This is a genomic window from Melaminivora jejuensis (assembly GCF_017811175.1).
In the GTDB taxonomy this organism is placed as follows: Bacteria; Pseudomonadota; Gammaproteobacteria; order Burkholderiales; family Burkholderiaceae_C; genus Melaminivora; species Melaminivora jejuensis.
This window is the reverse complement of the sequence record NZ_JACWIJ010000002.1, coordinates 1105997-1120299: the sequence shown is the minus strand read 5'-3', so window position 1 is coordinate 1120299 and position 14303 is coordinate 1105997. Positions and strand designations below refer to the sequence as shown.

Below are 14303 nucleotides of genomic sequence, written 5' to 3'. Positions count from 1 at the left end.
CGAAGCGTTCGGCTGCAGGATTCGAAAATCAAACATTGCTAAGAAATAAACAAATTTAGTTCACATTCACAGATGTTTAGGGAGCCTCTGCATAAATCCGTTTTTCGCGTTTTATGCACACGTAAGTTATTGATTTTTTGGGGGTGTTCATCACGATGAGTGATTTATGCAGAGGTTCCTTAGAGCGGCTAACAAAACCGCTCCACGCAGCGCAGACAGATGATCGCGCAGGCGAGCTTGAGCAAGGCCAAGTGGGTGTCCAATTGGCGCTCGAAGCGAATGCGCAGCTTGCCAAAGCCGGCCAGCCAAGCGTGCGTGCGCTCGACCACCCAGCGGTGGCGTCCTAGCCGCTGGCTGCTGTGCATGCCGCGCCGTGCGATGCGCGCCTGGATGCCACGCTGGCGCAGCGCCCTTCGGCACTTGGCATAGTCATAGCCTTTGTCCGCATAAACTTTGTCGGGGCACTTTCTCGGTCTGCCTTGCAGCCCCGCCACAGGGGGTACAGCGTCCAACAACTCTTCAAAGAGCATTGAGTCGTGCCGATTTGCCCCGCTGACCAAGATCGCCAGCGGCACGCCCCGTGCATCGGTCAAGATGTGGCGCTTGCTGCCAAGCTTGCCCCGGTCCGTGGGGTTGGGACCAGTTTCCTGGCCCCCGGGGGCTGGCAACGCTGGCGCCATCGATGCTTGCGCGGCTCCAGTCGACCTGGTCGTACTGGCGCAGACGGCAAAGCAGCGCCTGGTGCAGCCGGTCCCACACGCCTTGGCGCTGCCACTGCCTCAGGCGCCGCCAGCACGTCATGCCGCTGCCAAAACCCAGCTCTTGGGGCAACTCCTCCCACGGGATGCCAGTCATCAGGATGAACAAAATGCCGTTGAAGGCGGCGCGGTCATCCAACCGAGGACGGCCTCCTTTGGGCGAGGGCTTGGCAGCGGGCACCAGCGGCTCAAGTTCTTCCCAGAGCTTTTGGCTGATCAGGGCAAGTCTCATCAGGGCAAGGACTGCCAGCCTTAGCGTAAGTTTCTGGTTTTGTTGGCCGCTCTTATTATGCTGAATGGTGGCAGTTTAGTCATCATCGTAAAATGGTCCCATATTCATATCCAAATCTCTTCTAATGTTGACTCTTCTAATTATCACATCTCTTATTTCTCGGTGATTAGTAACTTCTCCAAATACGTCAGGATCGCCGACGATCCTTGATCTATCAATGGTTGTTTGTATTTTTATATTGTAATATTCGCCAAAATACACAAAAATTGGATAATTTCTGTCGCCGTCCTCCCACGTGAACTTTGAGCAATCAATTGTAATATTCATCGGTGGGTCGCTTGCGTATACAAGCTCTACATCAACTTCCCCAATGAGATTCATGAAGACTCCAAAAAAAGCGTAAAGAATGAAAGTAAGCCGCCCGCCGCAGGCGGGTCGGCTTGACTGCACAGTTAGGCATAAAGTATCTACACGCGCGACTTTGCGTTACTTGCCGTTCTTGCGGTTCTTCTCGGATTTCAACAGTTGGGTGATGCGTCCGGGTGTAACGCCAAGTGTTTCAGCAACACGAGCTTGCGCACCACGAGGGTTCTGCTCGCTCTCGATTTTTACAAGTTCCTCGGCATATCTTGATTTTCCACTCCCAGTCATTCCCTGGTATGCGGCGCGAGCCTGTTGTTGCAGCCTCTGCTCCAGGCTTGCCTGTTGCACGCGAAGGTCTTGGATCGCTTCCGTGGTCATCTTGAAGCCCTGAACGACAGTGGCCATGACTTGTTCCAGCGGGTCGGGTTGGATCGGCTGAGGTTGCTTTACCATATGAGTACTCCGAAGGTTGAACGAGGGTCAGAGCATATCTCGCGAGTAACCAAAAGTCAACGATATTGTTTACTGTCTCTAAACATTGTCATCTACACGCATCGCCGCCTAACGTCTGAGTTCAGCCGCCGGCAAAGCCGGTCGGCTGCGACGAAATGTTAGGGAAGGTCTGCAAAACCCCGTTCGTGGCGACTGCGTCCATGTCGAGCGGGATTTCTGTTTCTCAAGATGGTTGCGCACGCGTGAATCTAGCGTTTTGAGCGCTGCGCAGACCCGTTTACTGGCCCTCGCGTGACCATTTGGCGCACTGCAGACGCACCTATCCCTGCGCGCCCATCAACTGTCGGCGCGCCATCCACAAATTGCCCAGCGCAAACAGCATCGTGAGGCGCGCCGTGTTCTTGGCCAGCCCGCGATAGCGGGCCTTGGCGTAGCCAAATTGCTGCTTGACGAGGCGAAATGGGTGCTCGACCTTGGCACGGATGCTGGCCTTGAGCTTCTCGGCCTTGTCCAGCAACTGATGCAGTTCGCGCTCGGGATCGAGGGCGCGGCGCTTGCCCGGGCGCATGGCCACTTCCCAGCGCACTTTGCTGTCCTTGAACTCCTCGCGCTTGTCCACGCCCTGGTAGCCCGCATCGCCCCATGCATCGGTCTCGTCGCCGTGCAGCAGCCCCGCGGCCTGCGTTACGTCATGGACGTTGGCTGCGGTGCCAATCACCGTGTGCACCAAGCCCGAGGCGGCGTCCACACCAATGTGCGCCTTCATCCCGAAGTGCCATTGATTGCCCTTCTTGGTCTGGTGCATCTCGGGATCGCGCGCTGCACGCTTGTTCTTGGTCGAACTCGGCGCGGCAATGATGGTGGCATCCACCACCGTGCCAGTCTTGAGCATGAGGCCGCGCTCGGCGAGCGTGGTGTTGATCGCGGCCAGCACCTTCTGCGCCAGCTCGTGCTTCTCCAGCAGGTGTCGAAAGCGCAGGATGGTCGTCTCGTCAGGCATGCGCGCCGCACCCTCCAGGCCGACGAAGCGACGGTACAGCGGACGCTCGTGCAACTCTTCTTCCATGGACGGGTCGCTCAGATTCCACCATAGCTGCAGGCAGTGGATGCGTAGCATCGTCTCCACGGCAAATGGCGGGCGTCCGCCCAGCGTCTGATGCGCGCCGCGCACGTGCGCTTGAATGAGCGCCACCAGCGCAGCCCATGGCACGACTTGGTTCATCTCTTCGAGGAAGACCTCCTTGCGGGTCTTCTTGGGTAGCGGGTCAAGGCCGAGCATGATCTGATCCATGCATCGCATCTTCCCAGACGTTCACGCCCAGCACCAGTCGGGGTGACCAAGGGTTTTGCAGACCTTCCCTTGGAAAGGCTTCAGCAAATGCCGGAAATTGTCCGTGGATTCTTTGCACATCCAGAATTTGGGTTTGTGAATTAAATTTATTAATTGCTTAGTATTTCGTCCCCGTTCTGGCGGGGTTGTTCTTGATGTTGCTGGGCCTGGTTTGGCATGGCATGTCAGTGCCCGCCATGGTCTGGGGGGCGCTGGCACTGGCCGTCCTGCTGCTCCCGTTGCATACCCAGGCCCATGCCGCCGTGGGCCATTTCTTGCGCAGCCATCTGGCCAGTCCGTGGCCGTGGCTTGTGCTGTCAATCGGCTTGTGTTCCCTGGTTTTATGGCTTGGGGTGGAAGAGAACGGCGCTTGGCGTTATTACCCTGTGGCGTCCTTGCGTTCGGGTTGTGGGGCTTGGTGGCGTTTGTGGTTGCCCTGGCATTGTTCTCGCAGCGCCGTGTGCCTGGCATGGCCGCATATGCGGGGCTGGCCATGGGTTGCATGGCATTGGCGGCATGCCTTTTGGCGCAGCCGGATTTCTACAGCCTGCAATTGTTGGGTGTGGTTGCCGTCGTGATCAGCCTTTCAGCACGCAATGCCATCCGCGTGGGGCTGCCCATGGCCGTTGGTGCGGGAGTGGCGGCTTTCCTGGCATGGGTTTTTGTGTCGCCATTTCGTCGGGAAAGGTTCTGGAATACCTTTTTTCGAGCGAGCGGCGAGGTGCTTGCAGGAACAACTCCCAGCGCATGGTGGATGGCCGCCGTAGCCATGGGTTTTGCAGTGATTCTGGTCTGGCTTGTGTGGGTGCGGTGGGCAGATGCCGCGACGCCATTGCAAAGGCAGTTCGCCGTGGCAGGCGTTGGGGTTCTGCTGGTGGTCGTGGGCTACCCGCTGCTGGCTGGCATGTTGTCTTTGGATGTCTCCAGCGGCATGAATGGGCATTCGCGGCTGAAGCCGCTCCCACAGTGGCAGGAAGCACGCTAACTGAACAGCATTGGGCTTACACCCGGTTGCAAAGGTAACGGCCTTTGCTATATTGCGGCGCAGGCAGGTGGCAGCAGGCACCAGAAGCGACACCTGCCGCCCACCATCAACCCGTAACCGCCACACACCACCCCGCCGCATGTTCGCCCGCAGCCCGCAGCCCGCAGCCCGCAGCCCGCAGCCCGCAGCCCGCAGCCCGCAGCCCGCAGCCCGCATGTAGAACGGGTTGAGCGGAATAGTTCCGCTCGGTTTTCCTTTTTTCCTTCTTTTTTGAGCCCCCATCGCGCATTGGCGCGATGGGGGCTTTGCTTATTTGGTTGCCTAATTTTATATGCTGAATAGTGGCTTATGAGGTTTTATTTATCAAGGGTGAAATTATGAAAATCGTATGTTTTTTCTTTTTAATTATATCTCAGGCAATTATTCATCCCGCTCTGAATGCTGCTGAATTGAATACAAAAATTGAGATGGAGGATCGTGGCAATGGAGTGCAGTTGAAAAGGGAGTACGAATATTTTGGCGGTGATTTGAAGGAAATACGTGTTTCTGTATATCAGCATTCTGATATTTTGGCGACGGGATATTTTCCCTCAAAGAGAGATGAAGTTAATAAAAATCCATTTAAGGCGATTAAGTATCAATATAAAAATGGGCGACTTGATGGGAAAATAGTGATGACAGGTGGAATTGTGCGAGAGGCGTATATTTATAGAAATGGAAAGATGAATCCACTGCCAAAATCATTTGTTGATGCTCTAAATAGATGAAATGAATCGTGGGTTTGTGATTGAAATGCTTCCTGGAGATATTGTGATGAGTAGAAGAAAAAACACGCGAAATACGTTGATTTCCGGATTGTTCTTTGTTTCATTTTTTGCATTTTCTCAGCCTGCAATGCCCAGGCTGGATAAGGCAGAATATCAATCCCTTGCTGAAAAATCTGGAACTCAATTTGCCGTTGCGGATGAGTGCGGAATGAGTAATGAAATTCAGAAAAAGATGAAATCTCTGGATGAATTTTTGAGTGCCAATTATGGCTATTCCGGTTTGGATGGATATTTCAATTCTGCTAGAGGTAGTAGGCATGCAAATTTTAATATTCTAGACAAAGTGAAGCAGTGTTATATATCATCCGGTAAGGTGAAAAGTGGTATCTTGAGAGTCGAAAGGGAGATCGATGGGTATTATAAAAAATCAAAATAAACTATGATGGATATGAAAAAGAATTAATGGCGTGGCGAGAAAATGAAAGAAAGAAGAAGGAGGAGAGGCGGGTTCGAATTCAGAGTGAAGCCAGAGAACTTGCTGATTTCTACGGAAAGTGGGTTGTTCGTAGTTATTATGACGGAGGAAAAAAAATACAAGTCAATCTCATAGAGCATGATCTCCAAGATTCTTCGCAAAATGAAATTCGATTAAAAGTTAATATGACTTGGTCTGGCAGTATTTCAGATGAGTCGGGCTATGGTGCTGATGGGATTATCTCTGTGACAACTGTTGATGGTAAGTGGAGCGGGAAAGACTGGAGTCCGAGTTGGGAGTCGTCAAAATTGAAAGATTATAAAGAAATGAAGCAAATTGGAAATGTATTTAGATCCCTTCTTGGGCAATAAATTGTCTAGTGCTAAATAGGGGTTGTGCAAAATATATACGAACTGACGGCGGTGCAAATCCTTACGTAAGTCCTGATTATTTGAAAATCTCTAAACCACAGAGGATTTCCGTCGATGCAAATTATTGATTTCATTGGGGAAATTAATATTTTGCTTTTATTTCGAAAAATACTTTGCGTAAATCCTAAAGATACGAGGCAAGTTGAAATTTTTTGGATCTATCTTTCGGAAATAAATTTCTGATTTATTTGAAAATATGAAATTTCTACCCTCTATGGTGTTTTTTTGATGGGATAATTATATGGCACTAGTGGAATGTACTGAGTGTGGAAAAGAAGTTTCCAAATCTGCTAAAGTATGCCCGCACTGCGGTAAAGGTGAGCCTGGGATTAGCGACGCCAATAAAATCATCCAATTTATTGTTGGTGTAATTATTGCAGTTGTTCTGCTTGAGTATTCAGGGTGCTCTCAATTGTTTAAGTAGGAATTGTGCTATTGATGAGAGATTTAAGAACTTGAAATTCAGGTCGCCAAGCTCTCTCTGATGGAATATGGGTTGATATCAAGTTCATTGCTTTCGGGGCAATAAGTCTATGTAAAATGACGGTGGCGCAACTCCTCGCGCAAATAGTCAAAAGTATGTTTATACCGAGCTCATCTACGAGTGCTCCCCTTTGCATGAAGAAAAATCTTTTACCGATCCTGCTCGCCTCCATCGCCGTCACCCTGGCGGTCTGGCTTGGCTGGTCATTGCTCACGCCCGTCAGCCCGCGTCTTGCCAAGGCTGCCTTGTTCAGTTGGGGGCCGCTGGTCAGCGTGGGCATGGCCGTGTTGCTGGCCGTGGCCTGGGCGCTATGCCGCGTGCTGCGGCTGGCGTCGGGCTTCTATCCGGTGTTGGCGGGACTGCTTGCGGTAGTGGTGGTCGCTGTCATGGTTGGGCTGTCCCCGTCAGGTTTGCCGCTGCCGGGCTATGGCGTGGTCATCGCCGTAACGGGTGCGGCCTTTCTGTCCATACCGGGGATATGGTGCAGGCCGGGCAGTGAATGAGGTCGCGTGAAGTCGGTAGTTCGACTGCCTGTACGAGGGTGATTTCGGAATAGCGGGTAATTGATGGAAAATTTATCGAATTAAGATTCATGTGTAATTTTTTTGGAGGATGATTGTAATGAAAAATATGATGTTTGTTTTTTTGTTTGGTGTGAATTTTTCTTGTTATGCAGCTATTGTTGAAATGTATCCTAGCATGCCTCCTGATGGTTTTTGTAAGAAAAAAGTGGAGGTGGATCATCGTGATGTTATTAGGGAGGGGATGATATATAATACCCTTAGGGTCAAGGGGCAGGATAAGTATATTTCTGAGTCAAAATCAAAAATAATGATTTGGGAGTCCCGGGAAGGAATTTTAAATGGTTGTCGTAATGCATCTGACTGGAGGAAAATTAGTGACATTGTTCCTGTTGATCAAAAAGTAGTTACGTTTGGTTCAAATAGTTGCGATTTGGGTAATTTTTCCAAGGATGCTGGTGATGTGGTTTATATCGCTTTTCGGGAGAGCCTGGGAGTGATTAAAAAATCTGGGAAAGAGAAGGCTGTTCGATATTTTTACAAAATAGAGGATTGGTACAAAAAACCTGCCGTGCGAAGTAAAAAGGAATTTGATAATTATTATGTTGATGGTTACGGTGTTGTGGATTTTTCTGCGCCGTGTTTGGTGATTAAATGAGATAGGACTTACGCAAACTATTAATTTTTGATTTTTAAAGCCGCCGATTGGAAGATGAAGAATTATATATTTTATTTCCTGAAATTACATTAAAATCCTGACTCATGAACAGGGTAGATTATTGTCAATTCCTTGCCTCAAGTCATACCAACTTCACCATGACTTCAACACCGTTGGCTGTGCGAGTGCGCTGCCAGCTATAAAAGCTAGCGCTAAAAAAAGACCTCTCATACCCTCCCCTATGAAAAAGGAGGGTGGTAACCGGATTTTTCACTTTTTGTATAGCAGCGTCGACCTCGACCCAGGGCGATCGCATCTAAATGCATAGCTCCATGACCCGCTCCAAGTAGGTCAAGTCCCAGCCCGCGCGTTTGCGCTTGGCCTTGAGTCCGGCCTTCACGCTGGTGTCGGCTTGCAGCATCTGCTGGGCCATGCGCCTGAGCAGCGCCTGGTTGTGCGCAGCGTGGTCTTTCTGACTCAGACCGCTGTCGTCGCCCATGCCCACATCCAGGCTCCAGTGCAGCTGGTTTTCCACGCTCCAGTGCCCCCGGATGTATTGCGCCATTTGCTGGGCGCTGGTGTGTGCGCTCAGGCTGCTGAGGTAGTAGCTGGTTTGTTCGCCGACTCGCTCTTGGCCTGGCAGTTGGCGCGTGCGCACCACGCGCACCACGCTTTGCAGCTGGGGCCAGTGCTGGGCCGCACGCTGCAGCGCCGGCGGCAGTGCCGACACCTGGTACTTGCGCGTCTCGATGCGCCCGTGGCCTTTGTCTGAGTCACTGAACGTTTGCTGGCCCCTGTCAGCTTCAGCGCTTTCAAAGTGTTTCTTGCACACGTTGAACATGTGCCGCTGATTGCCCTTGAGGCTGAGCACGTAGTGGGCGCCTTGGTCGGCGATTTGCTTGGCAATGGCTTTTTGGCAGCCCATGGCATCGATGGTGATGGTGCACCCACCAATGTCCAACAACTTGAGCAACTCAGGAATGGCCGTGATCTCGTTGCTCTTGCCATCGACCTTGCGCTGGCCCAGCAGCAAGCGCTGCTCAGATGCCCAGGCGCTGACCAAATGCAAACTGTGGTGCGCACCCTTGCCCTTGCGGTGGGCGCTGCGCACGCTCTTGCCATCGATGGCCACATGGCCCGAGGCGCTCGCAGACATACCCTTGAGCCATTGCTGCAAGACCTGTTCGAGTGCCTGCGGATCCAGGCGGCGAAAGACCCGCGCGAAGGTGTCGTGTGAGGCAATGCCGCAGGGCAGGCGCAAAAAGCGTTGCAGCCAGGCCTGGTGGGCCTGGGCAAACTCCACCGTCTCGATCCAGTTGTCTGCTCCGGCGACAGTAGCGCACAGGGCGATAGCCAGCAAGTCGATGAGCTCATGGCGGCGGGTGCGCTGCACACGGGGATCGGGAATTTGTTGGAGCAGTTGCAGCAGGCTCAAGGTCGCATCCGGTTGGCTTTAGGAGCCTGCACTTTGCATCAAGATTGGCTCAAAATTTAGATGCGATCGCCCTGGACCTCGACCGTGGTGGATGGGGACAGGTCAGGCGCATAAGCGGGGCGCTTTGGCTACCGGCGCATCTATGACCTGTTGGCTCTGGAAGGCCGTTAAGTGAATCACAAGCGAGTGTGGTGTCTGTACAAGCTGGCCAATCTGTCAGTGTGCAAGCGCTGCAAGATCAAGCATCCCACAGGCGAGCGTCCGCCCTTGCCTTGGTGAGTAGCCGCCATGCCAATAATACCTGGAGCGCGGACTTCATAATGGGCGCGCTGGCCAATGGCCGGCGCATCAAGTCATCAAGCGCTTGACGGTGGTCAAAGACTTCAGCCGGGAGTGCGTGGGCATCACGGTGGACCACGGCACGGGCAGCGAGTACAGCGTGCGCTTGCTGGACTAGACCGCGCAGTTTTGAGGCTACCCACTGGCCATCTGCACCGATCAGGGGCCAGAGTTCCCAGCCGGGCTTTCATGGCGTGGGCGGCGGTCTGGGCCAAGGTCGAGCATCCGTTTCAAGTCATCAAGAGGCAGTGGGGCCACGTCAAGGTGCGCTACCGGGGCCTGGCCAAGAACACGGCGCAACTGCACACGCTGTTTGCCCTGTCCAATCTGTGGATGGTGCGACGCCAGTTGGGTGCAGTGCAGGCATGAGTGCGCCTGCTGTGCGGCCACAGGGCCGCAAAAGCGATCTGCATGGGCTGAAATCGCCTGCGCATTCGGCCAAAGATGAACCCGAACCCTTTCAACGTCGCATCAGCACAGCTCAAGGTGCTTTGTGCACAGGTTTTCTAGCATCATCTCTGACCAAAAAAACCATCAAGGCATTTCCAAAAACAAGAAATTACTTACATATCCTTCAGGGTCGAATAGCGATTAAATTCTTTTAAGACTTCTGATCCATTTATTTCCCCAAGAGAAGCCTTTTCCTGCAAATTCCTACAAACATAGGCGCTTATTTCAGCTGCTCGCTTATTCGAAGGATGACTCTTTAAGAAAATTTTATCCATACCAACATCTACACCATCAGCCATTACCTTTCCCGCAGATAGACAAGCCCACTTATTCCATTCGGAAACTTGTTTGGTAGAGGTTTTTAAATAAAAAGAAAAACTCTCTTTAAACATTGCCCCTGACGCTGTTTTAATTGGAGAACATTGGGTTGGACTGCTTGGGAAAACGCCGTTTACAGTGGCGGCAATTTTGTAACAGACCCTCTCCCCTGCCGGTAGCGCTTGTATCTGGTCAGAATTAAGTTCAACAAATAATGGCACCTCCGGCGTTCTTTCACCACAGCCAATAAAAAAAGCGCAAGCCAAAAACACCAATTTTTTCATCACTTGTTACCTGTTCCATTAGAAGTGGAAATTCTAGTTTATAACAATAGGATTTACAACGCGTAAGTTACACGAATACCACATCGGTGCAGAGTGCAGCGTCCGAAACGGGCGACACAGATTTAGAGCGGCTAAGGAACCTCTGCATAAATCTGCCGCGCTCATGCTAGCGCGCCTGTCGAACACCTGGTAATCCCCCATAAACCACCGCTCCGAGAAGTAGAGCTAAGCGGCCATGGCCAACCGCTGCTTGGGGGTGATGCCGCCCAAGGCCATGTTTGGGCGTTCATGGTTGTACATCCACATCCATTGGGTGGCATGCAGCCTGACCTCATCAAGATCAGACCAATGGTACTGCGAGAGCCACTCGTAGCGTACCGTCCGGTTGAAGCGTTCGACGTAGGCGTTCTGTTGGGGCTTGCCTGGTTCGATGTGCTCGAAACGAATGCCCCATGACTCGGCCCACGCCGCGATGGCTGCGCTGATGTACTCCGGCCCGTTGTCGCAGCGAATGACCTGCGGCTTGCCACGCCAGGCAATGACCTGTGTGAGCGTGCGGATCACCCGCAGCGTGGGCAGCGAGAAGTCGACCTCGATGCCCAGTGCTTCGCGGTTGAAGTCATCGATGATGTTGAGCAGCCTGAAGCTTCTGCCATCCTCCAACTGGTCATGCATGAAGTCCATCGACCATACCTGATTGATGGCCTCTGGTACCGATAGCGGCTGGGGCTTCTCTCGCACCAGGCGCTTGCGTGGTTTGATGCGCAGGTTCAACTCCAGCTCCCTGTAGATTCGGTACACGCGCTTGTGGTTCCAGGCAAAGCCTCTGACGTTGCGCAGGTACAGGAAGCACAGCCCGAAGCCCCAGTTGCGGTTGTTGTCCGTCAGGCGCAGCAGCCAGTCGGCGATCTCATCGTTCTCGGCCTGATGCTTGGCTTCGTATCGGTAGCAAGCCTGGCTGATCTGGAACGCCAAACATGCGGCACGGATCGACATGCCTCGTTCCAGCACGCCCTTTGAGCCATCTCGCGGCGGCGAGATGGCTTCACCACTTTTTTGCGAGCGCCTCCGAGACCACTTCGGCCTTGAGCTTTTCTTCGACGTACATCTTGCGTAGCCGGCGGTTCTCCTCCTCCAGCTCCTTCATGCGCGCCATCAGCGAGGCATCCATGCCGCCGAACTTCGAGCGCCACTTGTAGAACGTGGCTGTGCTGACGCCCATCTCGCGGCACAGCTCGGGCACGGCGAGACCAGCCTCCACGCGCTTGAGTGCATCAATGATCTGGCTGTCGGTGAATCGAGACTTCTTCATGGTAGAAATTTTCCTTCGAAAACTTCTACTTCTCAGTGCTCTGGTTTTGCGGGGGGATTACCATGTGGCAGCTATGAGGGCAGGATGCCGATCCTTTGCTACCTCTACCCGTCTTCAGATCTCCGATGCCGATCGTGGTAGCGCTTTGGGTCTGCGGCGTGTCGAGGCTTGGCGCGGGGAGGGCGCAGAGCCGTGTACTTACGTACCAAGGAGGATCAGCGATAGCTCTCTGTCCTTGTCCAAGTGGATGGATCTTAGACCGGCCAAATTTGGCCGGTCGCTCAGACGAAGGCTCCAACCACTCCAGCGGACAGGAGCGCTCTTGCAACAGCTGGCTCATCCGCCACGTTGATTGCCATGGCACGCTCGAAGAACGTCTGGATTGATGAAAGTCAAAGCAAACGAAAAATGACGCTTGGCGTGCGTCTTTCGACCGGCCAAATTTGGCCGGTCGCTCGTCAGCACGGGGCGATCACCTCGCCTCTCCGATCACAAGGCTGCTCGCGTTTGATGTATCAAGAGGGCTCACCACTGCGCAGAGCCTGCCTCCTGGTCAAGCACCCAAAATATGCCTATTGGCATCAAATTTCGGTTCATAACTATCATTGGTTATTTAGACGGCGAATTTCCGTAAAATTTTCAAAAGATGAGGTCTTTTCATCATCTTTTGACCGGCCAAATTTGGCCGGTCGGTGGCGCAGCCGCCGCCCTCATGCATGGACATGAGCGAAAAAAGTCCAAGCTGCGTCAAAAAACTAATTTTTCACGCGACCGACTACTCCGGGGCCCTCAGAAAGGCTGGGGGCGCAGACAGGGTATATCTGATATGGCTTTTGCTCAGTCGGTTGGGCATGGGTTCGGGCTAGTGGCCGACAGTCGTTTGGAGGGACGCCGACGGCAGCACCGATGGATGCCATCAGGAAGCCCTGGTTGGCAGAGCACCGGCCAAATTTGGCCGGTCGTCCCGACCCAAGCAGCAGCCGAAGCACTCGACGCGAGCAGCTATCGAACTGCGCTCGGACTTGGGTGGGTGTTTTTGGCGTTCAGAATCAGTTTCGGCATCCAAAGACACCTCTTTCCCGGCATCTTTTGACCGGCCAAATTTGGCCGGTCGGTGGCGCAGCCGCCGCCCTCATGCATGGGCATGAGCTGAAAAATGCAGTTTGCGTCAAAAAAACGAATTTTTTCGCACGACCGACTACTCTGGGGCCCTCAGAGAGGCTGGGGGGCGCAGACAGGGTATATCTGATATGGCTTTTGCTCAGTTGGTTGGGCGTAGGTTCGGAGCCAGTGGCCGACAGTTGTTTGGAGGACGCCGACGGCAGCACCGATGGATGCCATCAGGAAGCCCTGGTTGGCAGAGCACCGGCCAAATTTGGCCGGTCGGTGGCGCAGCCGCCGCCCTCATGCATGGACATGAGCTGAAAAATGCAGTCTGCGTCAAAAAACTAATTTTTCACGCGACCGACTACTCCGTGGCCCTCAGAGAGGCTGGGGGGCGCAGACAGGGTATATCTGATATGGCTTTTGCTCAGTCGATTGGGCGTGGGTTCGGAGCCAGTGGCTGACAGTCGTTTGGGCAACACCGACAGCAGCACTGATCCTACGCTGCGAATAACCTTCAGACGCCATGAGGAGCACACGCTCTAGCTCGGCGGCACGTTTGGCTGCGCCCTTACGCCTGCCCACTGCCGACTGGTAAGCCGCGAACCCCGAAGCGGAAAAATGACGCCACACCCATTTGGCTACGCTGCGAGCGATGGCGCGGGTCTCAGCGGTTGACAAGGGCGTGCGTGGGCTGCTTTTGGCTGCCAAATCGATAGCCCTCAGTTCTACCTCAGATTGAAACGTCTCGAACCCTGCGAGACGGTAGTGACGCCAAGCGGCGTAAGCGAAGGTACGCAGCAGCTCGAACAACAGACAATTGCGACCCAGGCCCGCATATTCGCTGTTTTTGACCTTCTTACGTAGATCTACAAGCTTGACAGGCGTTACCCAGTCTGCCAGATCGTCCAAGCTGTAGGTTCCAGCATAGGACGCGGTGTGCCACGCAGGGTGCCCTGGCGTTTTCAATAGTCCACCAGAGTACCCCAGGTCAGCGCCTGCCTGTGCGCGAATTCCCTCGGACACGGCAGCCATGTATTGCAAGGGCTTGATACGCGATATATCGGATCGCGGGATCGGTTTGGTCAGGGCATAAGCCAAGTGCGCGTGACCATTGTGGGGGTTCTCGATAGTCAACGTGGGTGGCGGCAAGTTGCGATCGTACCAGTCGTAGGCAGCGCCGGGTCGATCGATGTCGAAACAAAGCCACGTCACAAGTTTAGGCGTGTTGGGTTGGATATGGCGGCGCTTTAATGCTTCGCATCGCCTCAATTGATATTGACCCTGAGTGCGTGGATCATCGCTGCAAAAAGGGCGTGCAGGTGCTGTTTCCTTAAAAAATCGCATAGCCTGCTGCAAATAATTGGTACGGCTTGCCGAAATCAATGCTTCCATTTCTAAAAATATCCACATCTAGAGTTTGCACAAAAATTGTGGCGCAACCGATGGCAGGCGCAAAATAGCCAAAATCATGAGTCCGTGCTGCTCTGGATACCTCATGCGGAGCCGATGCTCAAGTTGAATCAAAATATTCAATGATTCAACGTAGATAGCGATAGATGCAGCATTTTGGACCCCCTCGCGTCTTCGGCCACCATGGCCGT

Annotated in this window: 16 protein-coding genes and 1 pseudogene; 9 read left to right on the top strand and 8 right to left on the bottom strand. The window is 53.2% G+C overall.

Annotated features, from left to right (window positions below):
- Positions 1-188: 188 nt before the first annotated feature.
- The 4 genes from IDM45_RS05440 to IDM45_RS05430 all read right to left on the bottom strand — a co-directional run bounded on the left by IDM45_RS05440 (position 189) and on the right by IDM45_RS05430 (position 3097).
- Positions 189-990 (bottom strand): IS5 family transposase gene (locus IDM45_RS05440; RefSeq protein WP_232654300.1). Its coding sequence is split into 2 segments (ribosomal slippage): positions 189-660 and positions 659-990, totalling 804 coding nucleotides; the frame shifts between segments, so codons are not numbered across the junction.
- A gap of 358 nt (positions 991-1348) precedes the next feature.
- Complete coding sequence (locus IDM45_RS18235) at positions 1349-1507, bottom strand: DUF1010 domain-containing protein (protein ID WP_408631680.1); 159 nt, start codon at positions 1505-1507, stop codon at positions 1349-1351.
- Complete coding sequence (locus IDM45_RS05435) at positions 1477-1758, bottom strand: hypothetical protein (RefSeq protein ID WP_209421954.1); 282 nt, start codon at positions 1756-1758, stop codon at positions 1477-1479. The genes IDM45_RS18235 and IDM45_RS05435 overlap by 31 nt, the downstream gene beginning before the upstream one ends.
- 367 nt (positions 1759-2125) lie before the next feature.
- Positions 2126-3097 (bottom strand): IS5 family transposase, encoded by a 972-nt coding sequence (locus tag IDM45_RS05430; protein WP_209421953.1) that lies wholly within the window; start codon positions 3095-3097, stop codon positions 2126-2128.
- A gap of 409 nt (positions 3098-3506) precedes the next feature.
- Between IDM45_RS05430 and IDM45_RS05425 the strand changes: the two genes are divergently transcribed.
- The 7 genes from IDM45_RS05425 to IDM45_RS05395 all read left to right on the top strand — a co-directional run bounded on the left by IDM45_RS05425 (position 3507) and on the right by IDM45_RS05395 (position 7457).
- Positions 3507-4121, top strand: coding sequence for a hypothetical protein (locus IDM45_RS05425; protein ID WP_209421952.1), 615 nt, complete (start codon positions 3507-3509; stop codon positions 4119-4121).
- A 377-nt stretch (positions 4122-4498) separates the two neighbouring features.
- A complete protein-coding gene (locus IDM45_RS05420) occupies positions 4499-4888 on the top strand; it encodes a hypothetical protein (RefSeq protein ID WP_209421951.1) in 390 nt (129 codons plus the stop codon).
- Positions 4889-4904: 16 nt separating this feature from the next.
- Entirely contained in the window at positions 4905-5324 is a 420-nt protein-coding gene (locus IDM45_RS05415; protein ID WP_209421950.1) for a hypothetical protein, read from the top strand.
- 26 nt (positions 5325-5350) lie between these two features.
- The gene (locus tag IDM45_RS05410) at positions 5351-5734 is read left to right on the top strand and encodes a hypothetical protein (protein WP_209421949.1); all 384 of its coding nucleotides are present in this window, start codon (positions 5351-5353) and stop codon (positions 5732-5734) included.
- A 301-nt stretch (positions 5735-6035) separates the two neighbouring features.
- Positions 6036-6218, top strand: coding sequence for a zinc ribbon domain-containing protein (locus tag IDM45_RS18230; RefSeq protein WP_209421948.1), 183 nt, complete (start codon positions 6036-6038; stop codon positions 6216-6218).
- A 194-nt stretch (positions 6219-6412) separates the two neighbouring features.
- Positions 6413-6781: a hypothetical protein gene (locus IDM45_RS05400; RefSeq protein ID WP_209421947.1), complete on the top strand. Its 369-nt coding sequence runs from the start codon at positions 6413-6415 to the stop codon at positions 6779-6781.
- Positions 6782-6899: 118 nt separating this feature from the next.
- Positions 6900-7457, top strand: coding sequence for a hypothetical protein (locus tag IDM45_RS05395; RefSeq protein WP_209421946.1), 558 nt, complete (start codon positions 6900-6902; stop codon positions 7455-7457).
- A 316-nt stretch (positions 7458-7773) separates the two neighbouring features.
- Here IDM45_RS05395 and IDM45_RS05390 read toward each other — a convergent pair whose 3' ends face one another.
- Positions 7774-8892 carry an ISAs1 family transposase gene (locus tag IDM45_RS05390; RefSeq protein ID WP_209421945.1) on the bottom strand — a complete coding sequence of 373 codons (1119 nt, stop codon included), beginning with the start codon at positions 8890-8892 and terminating at the stop codon, positions 7774-7776.
- A gap of 468 nt (positions 8893-9360) precedes the next feature.
- Here IDM45_RS05390 and IDM45_RS05385 point away from each other — a divergent pair, with 468 nt between their 5' ends.
- Positions 9361-9600 carry a transposase gene (locus IDM45_RS05385; protein ID WP_325168947.1) on the top strand — a complete coding sequence of 80 codons (240 nt, stop codon included), beginning with the start codon at positions 9361-9363 and terminating at the stop codon, positions 9598-9600.
- 194 nt (positions 9601-9794) lie between these two features.
- Here IDM45_RS05385 and IDM45_RS05380 read toward each other — a convergent pair whose 3' ends face one another.
- Together IDM45_RS05380 and IDM45_RS05375 are read right to left on the bottom strand one after the other, a co-directional pair.
- Positions 9795-10283, bottom strand: coding sequence for a hypothetical protein (locus IDM45_RS05380; RefSeq protein WP_209421944.1), 489 nt, complete (start codon positions 10281-10283; stop codon positions 9795-9797).
- 225 nt (positions 10284-10508) lie between these two features.
- Positions 10509-11595: pseudogene (locus tag IDM45_RS05375) on the bottom strand (IS3 family transposase).
- 357 nt (positions 11596-11952) lie between these two features.
- Here IDM45_RS05375 and IDM45_RS05370 point away from each other — a divergent pair.
- The gene (locus IDM45_RS05370; protein ID WP_209421943.1) at positions 11953-12321 is read left to right on the top strand and encodes a hypothetical protein; all 369 of its coding nucleotides are present in this window, start codon (positions 11953-11955) and stop codon (positions 12319-12321) included.
- Positions 12322-13077: 756 nt separating this feature from the next.
- Here IDM45_RS05370 and IDM45_RS05365 read toward each other — a convergent pair.
- Positions 13078-14094: a replication initiation protein gene (locus IDM45_RS05365; RefSeq protein WP_209421942.1), complete on the bottom strand. Its 1017-nt coding sequence runs from the start codon at positions 14092-14094 to the stop codon at positions 13078-13080.
- Positions 14095-14303: the final 209 nt, after the last annotated feature.

Excerpts from the sequence above, each read along its gene's own strand:
- IDM45_RS05435 (WP_209421954.1), bottom strand. The coding sequence starts at position 1,758 with ATGGCCACTGTCGTTCAGGGCTTCAAGATGACCACGGAAGCGATCCAA.
- IDM45_RS05430 (WP_209421953.1), bottom strand. The coding sequence starts at position 3,097 with ATGGATCAGATCATGCTCGGCCTTGACCCGCTACCCAAGAAGACCCGC.
- IDM45_RS05420 (WP_209421951.1), top strand. The coding sequence starts at position 4,499 with ATGAAAATCGTATGTTTTTTCTTTTTAATTATATCTCAGGCAATTATT.
- IDM45_RS05410 (WP_209421949.1), top strand. The coding sequence starts at position 5,351 with ATGGCGTGGCGAGAAAATGAAAGAAAGAAGAAGGAGGAGAGGCGGGTT.
- IDM45_RS18230 (WP_209421948.1), top strand. The coding sequence starts at position 6,036 with ATGGCACTAGTGGAATGTACTGAGTGTGGAAAAGAAGTTTCCAAATCT.
- IDM45_RS05400 (WP_209421947.1), top strand. The coding sequence starts at position 6,413 with ATGAAGAAAAATCTTTTACCGATCCTGCTCGCCTCCATCGCCGTCACC.
- IDM45_RS05395 (WP_209421946.1), top strand. The coding sequence starts at position 6,900 with ATGAAAAATATGATGTTTGTTTTTTTGTTTGGTGTGAATTTTTCTTGT.
- IDM45_RS05380 (WP_209421944.1), bottom strand. The coding sequence starts at position 10,283 with ATGAAAAAATTGGTGTTTTTGGCTTGCGCTTTTTTTATTGGCTGTGGT.
- IDM45_RS05370 (WP_209421943.1), top strand. The coding sequence starts at position 11,953 with ATGGCACGCTCGAAGAACGTCTGGATTGATGAAAGTCAAAGCAAACGA.
- IDM45_RS05365 (WP_209421942.1), bottom strand. The coding sequence starts at position 14,094 with ATGGAAGCATTGATTTCGGCAAGCCGTACCAATTATTTGCAGCAGGCT.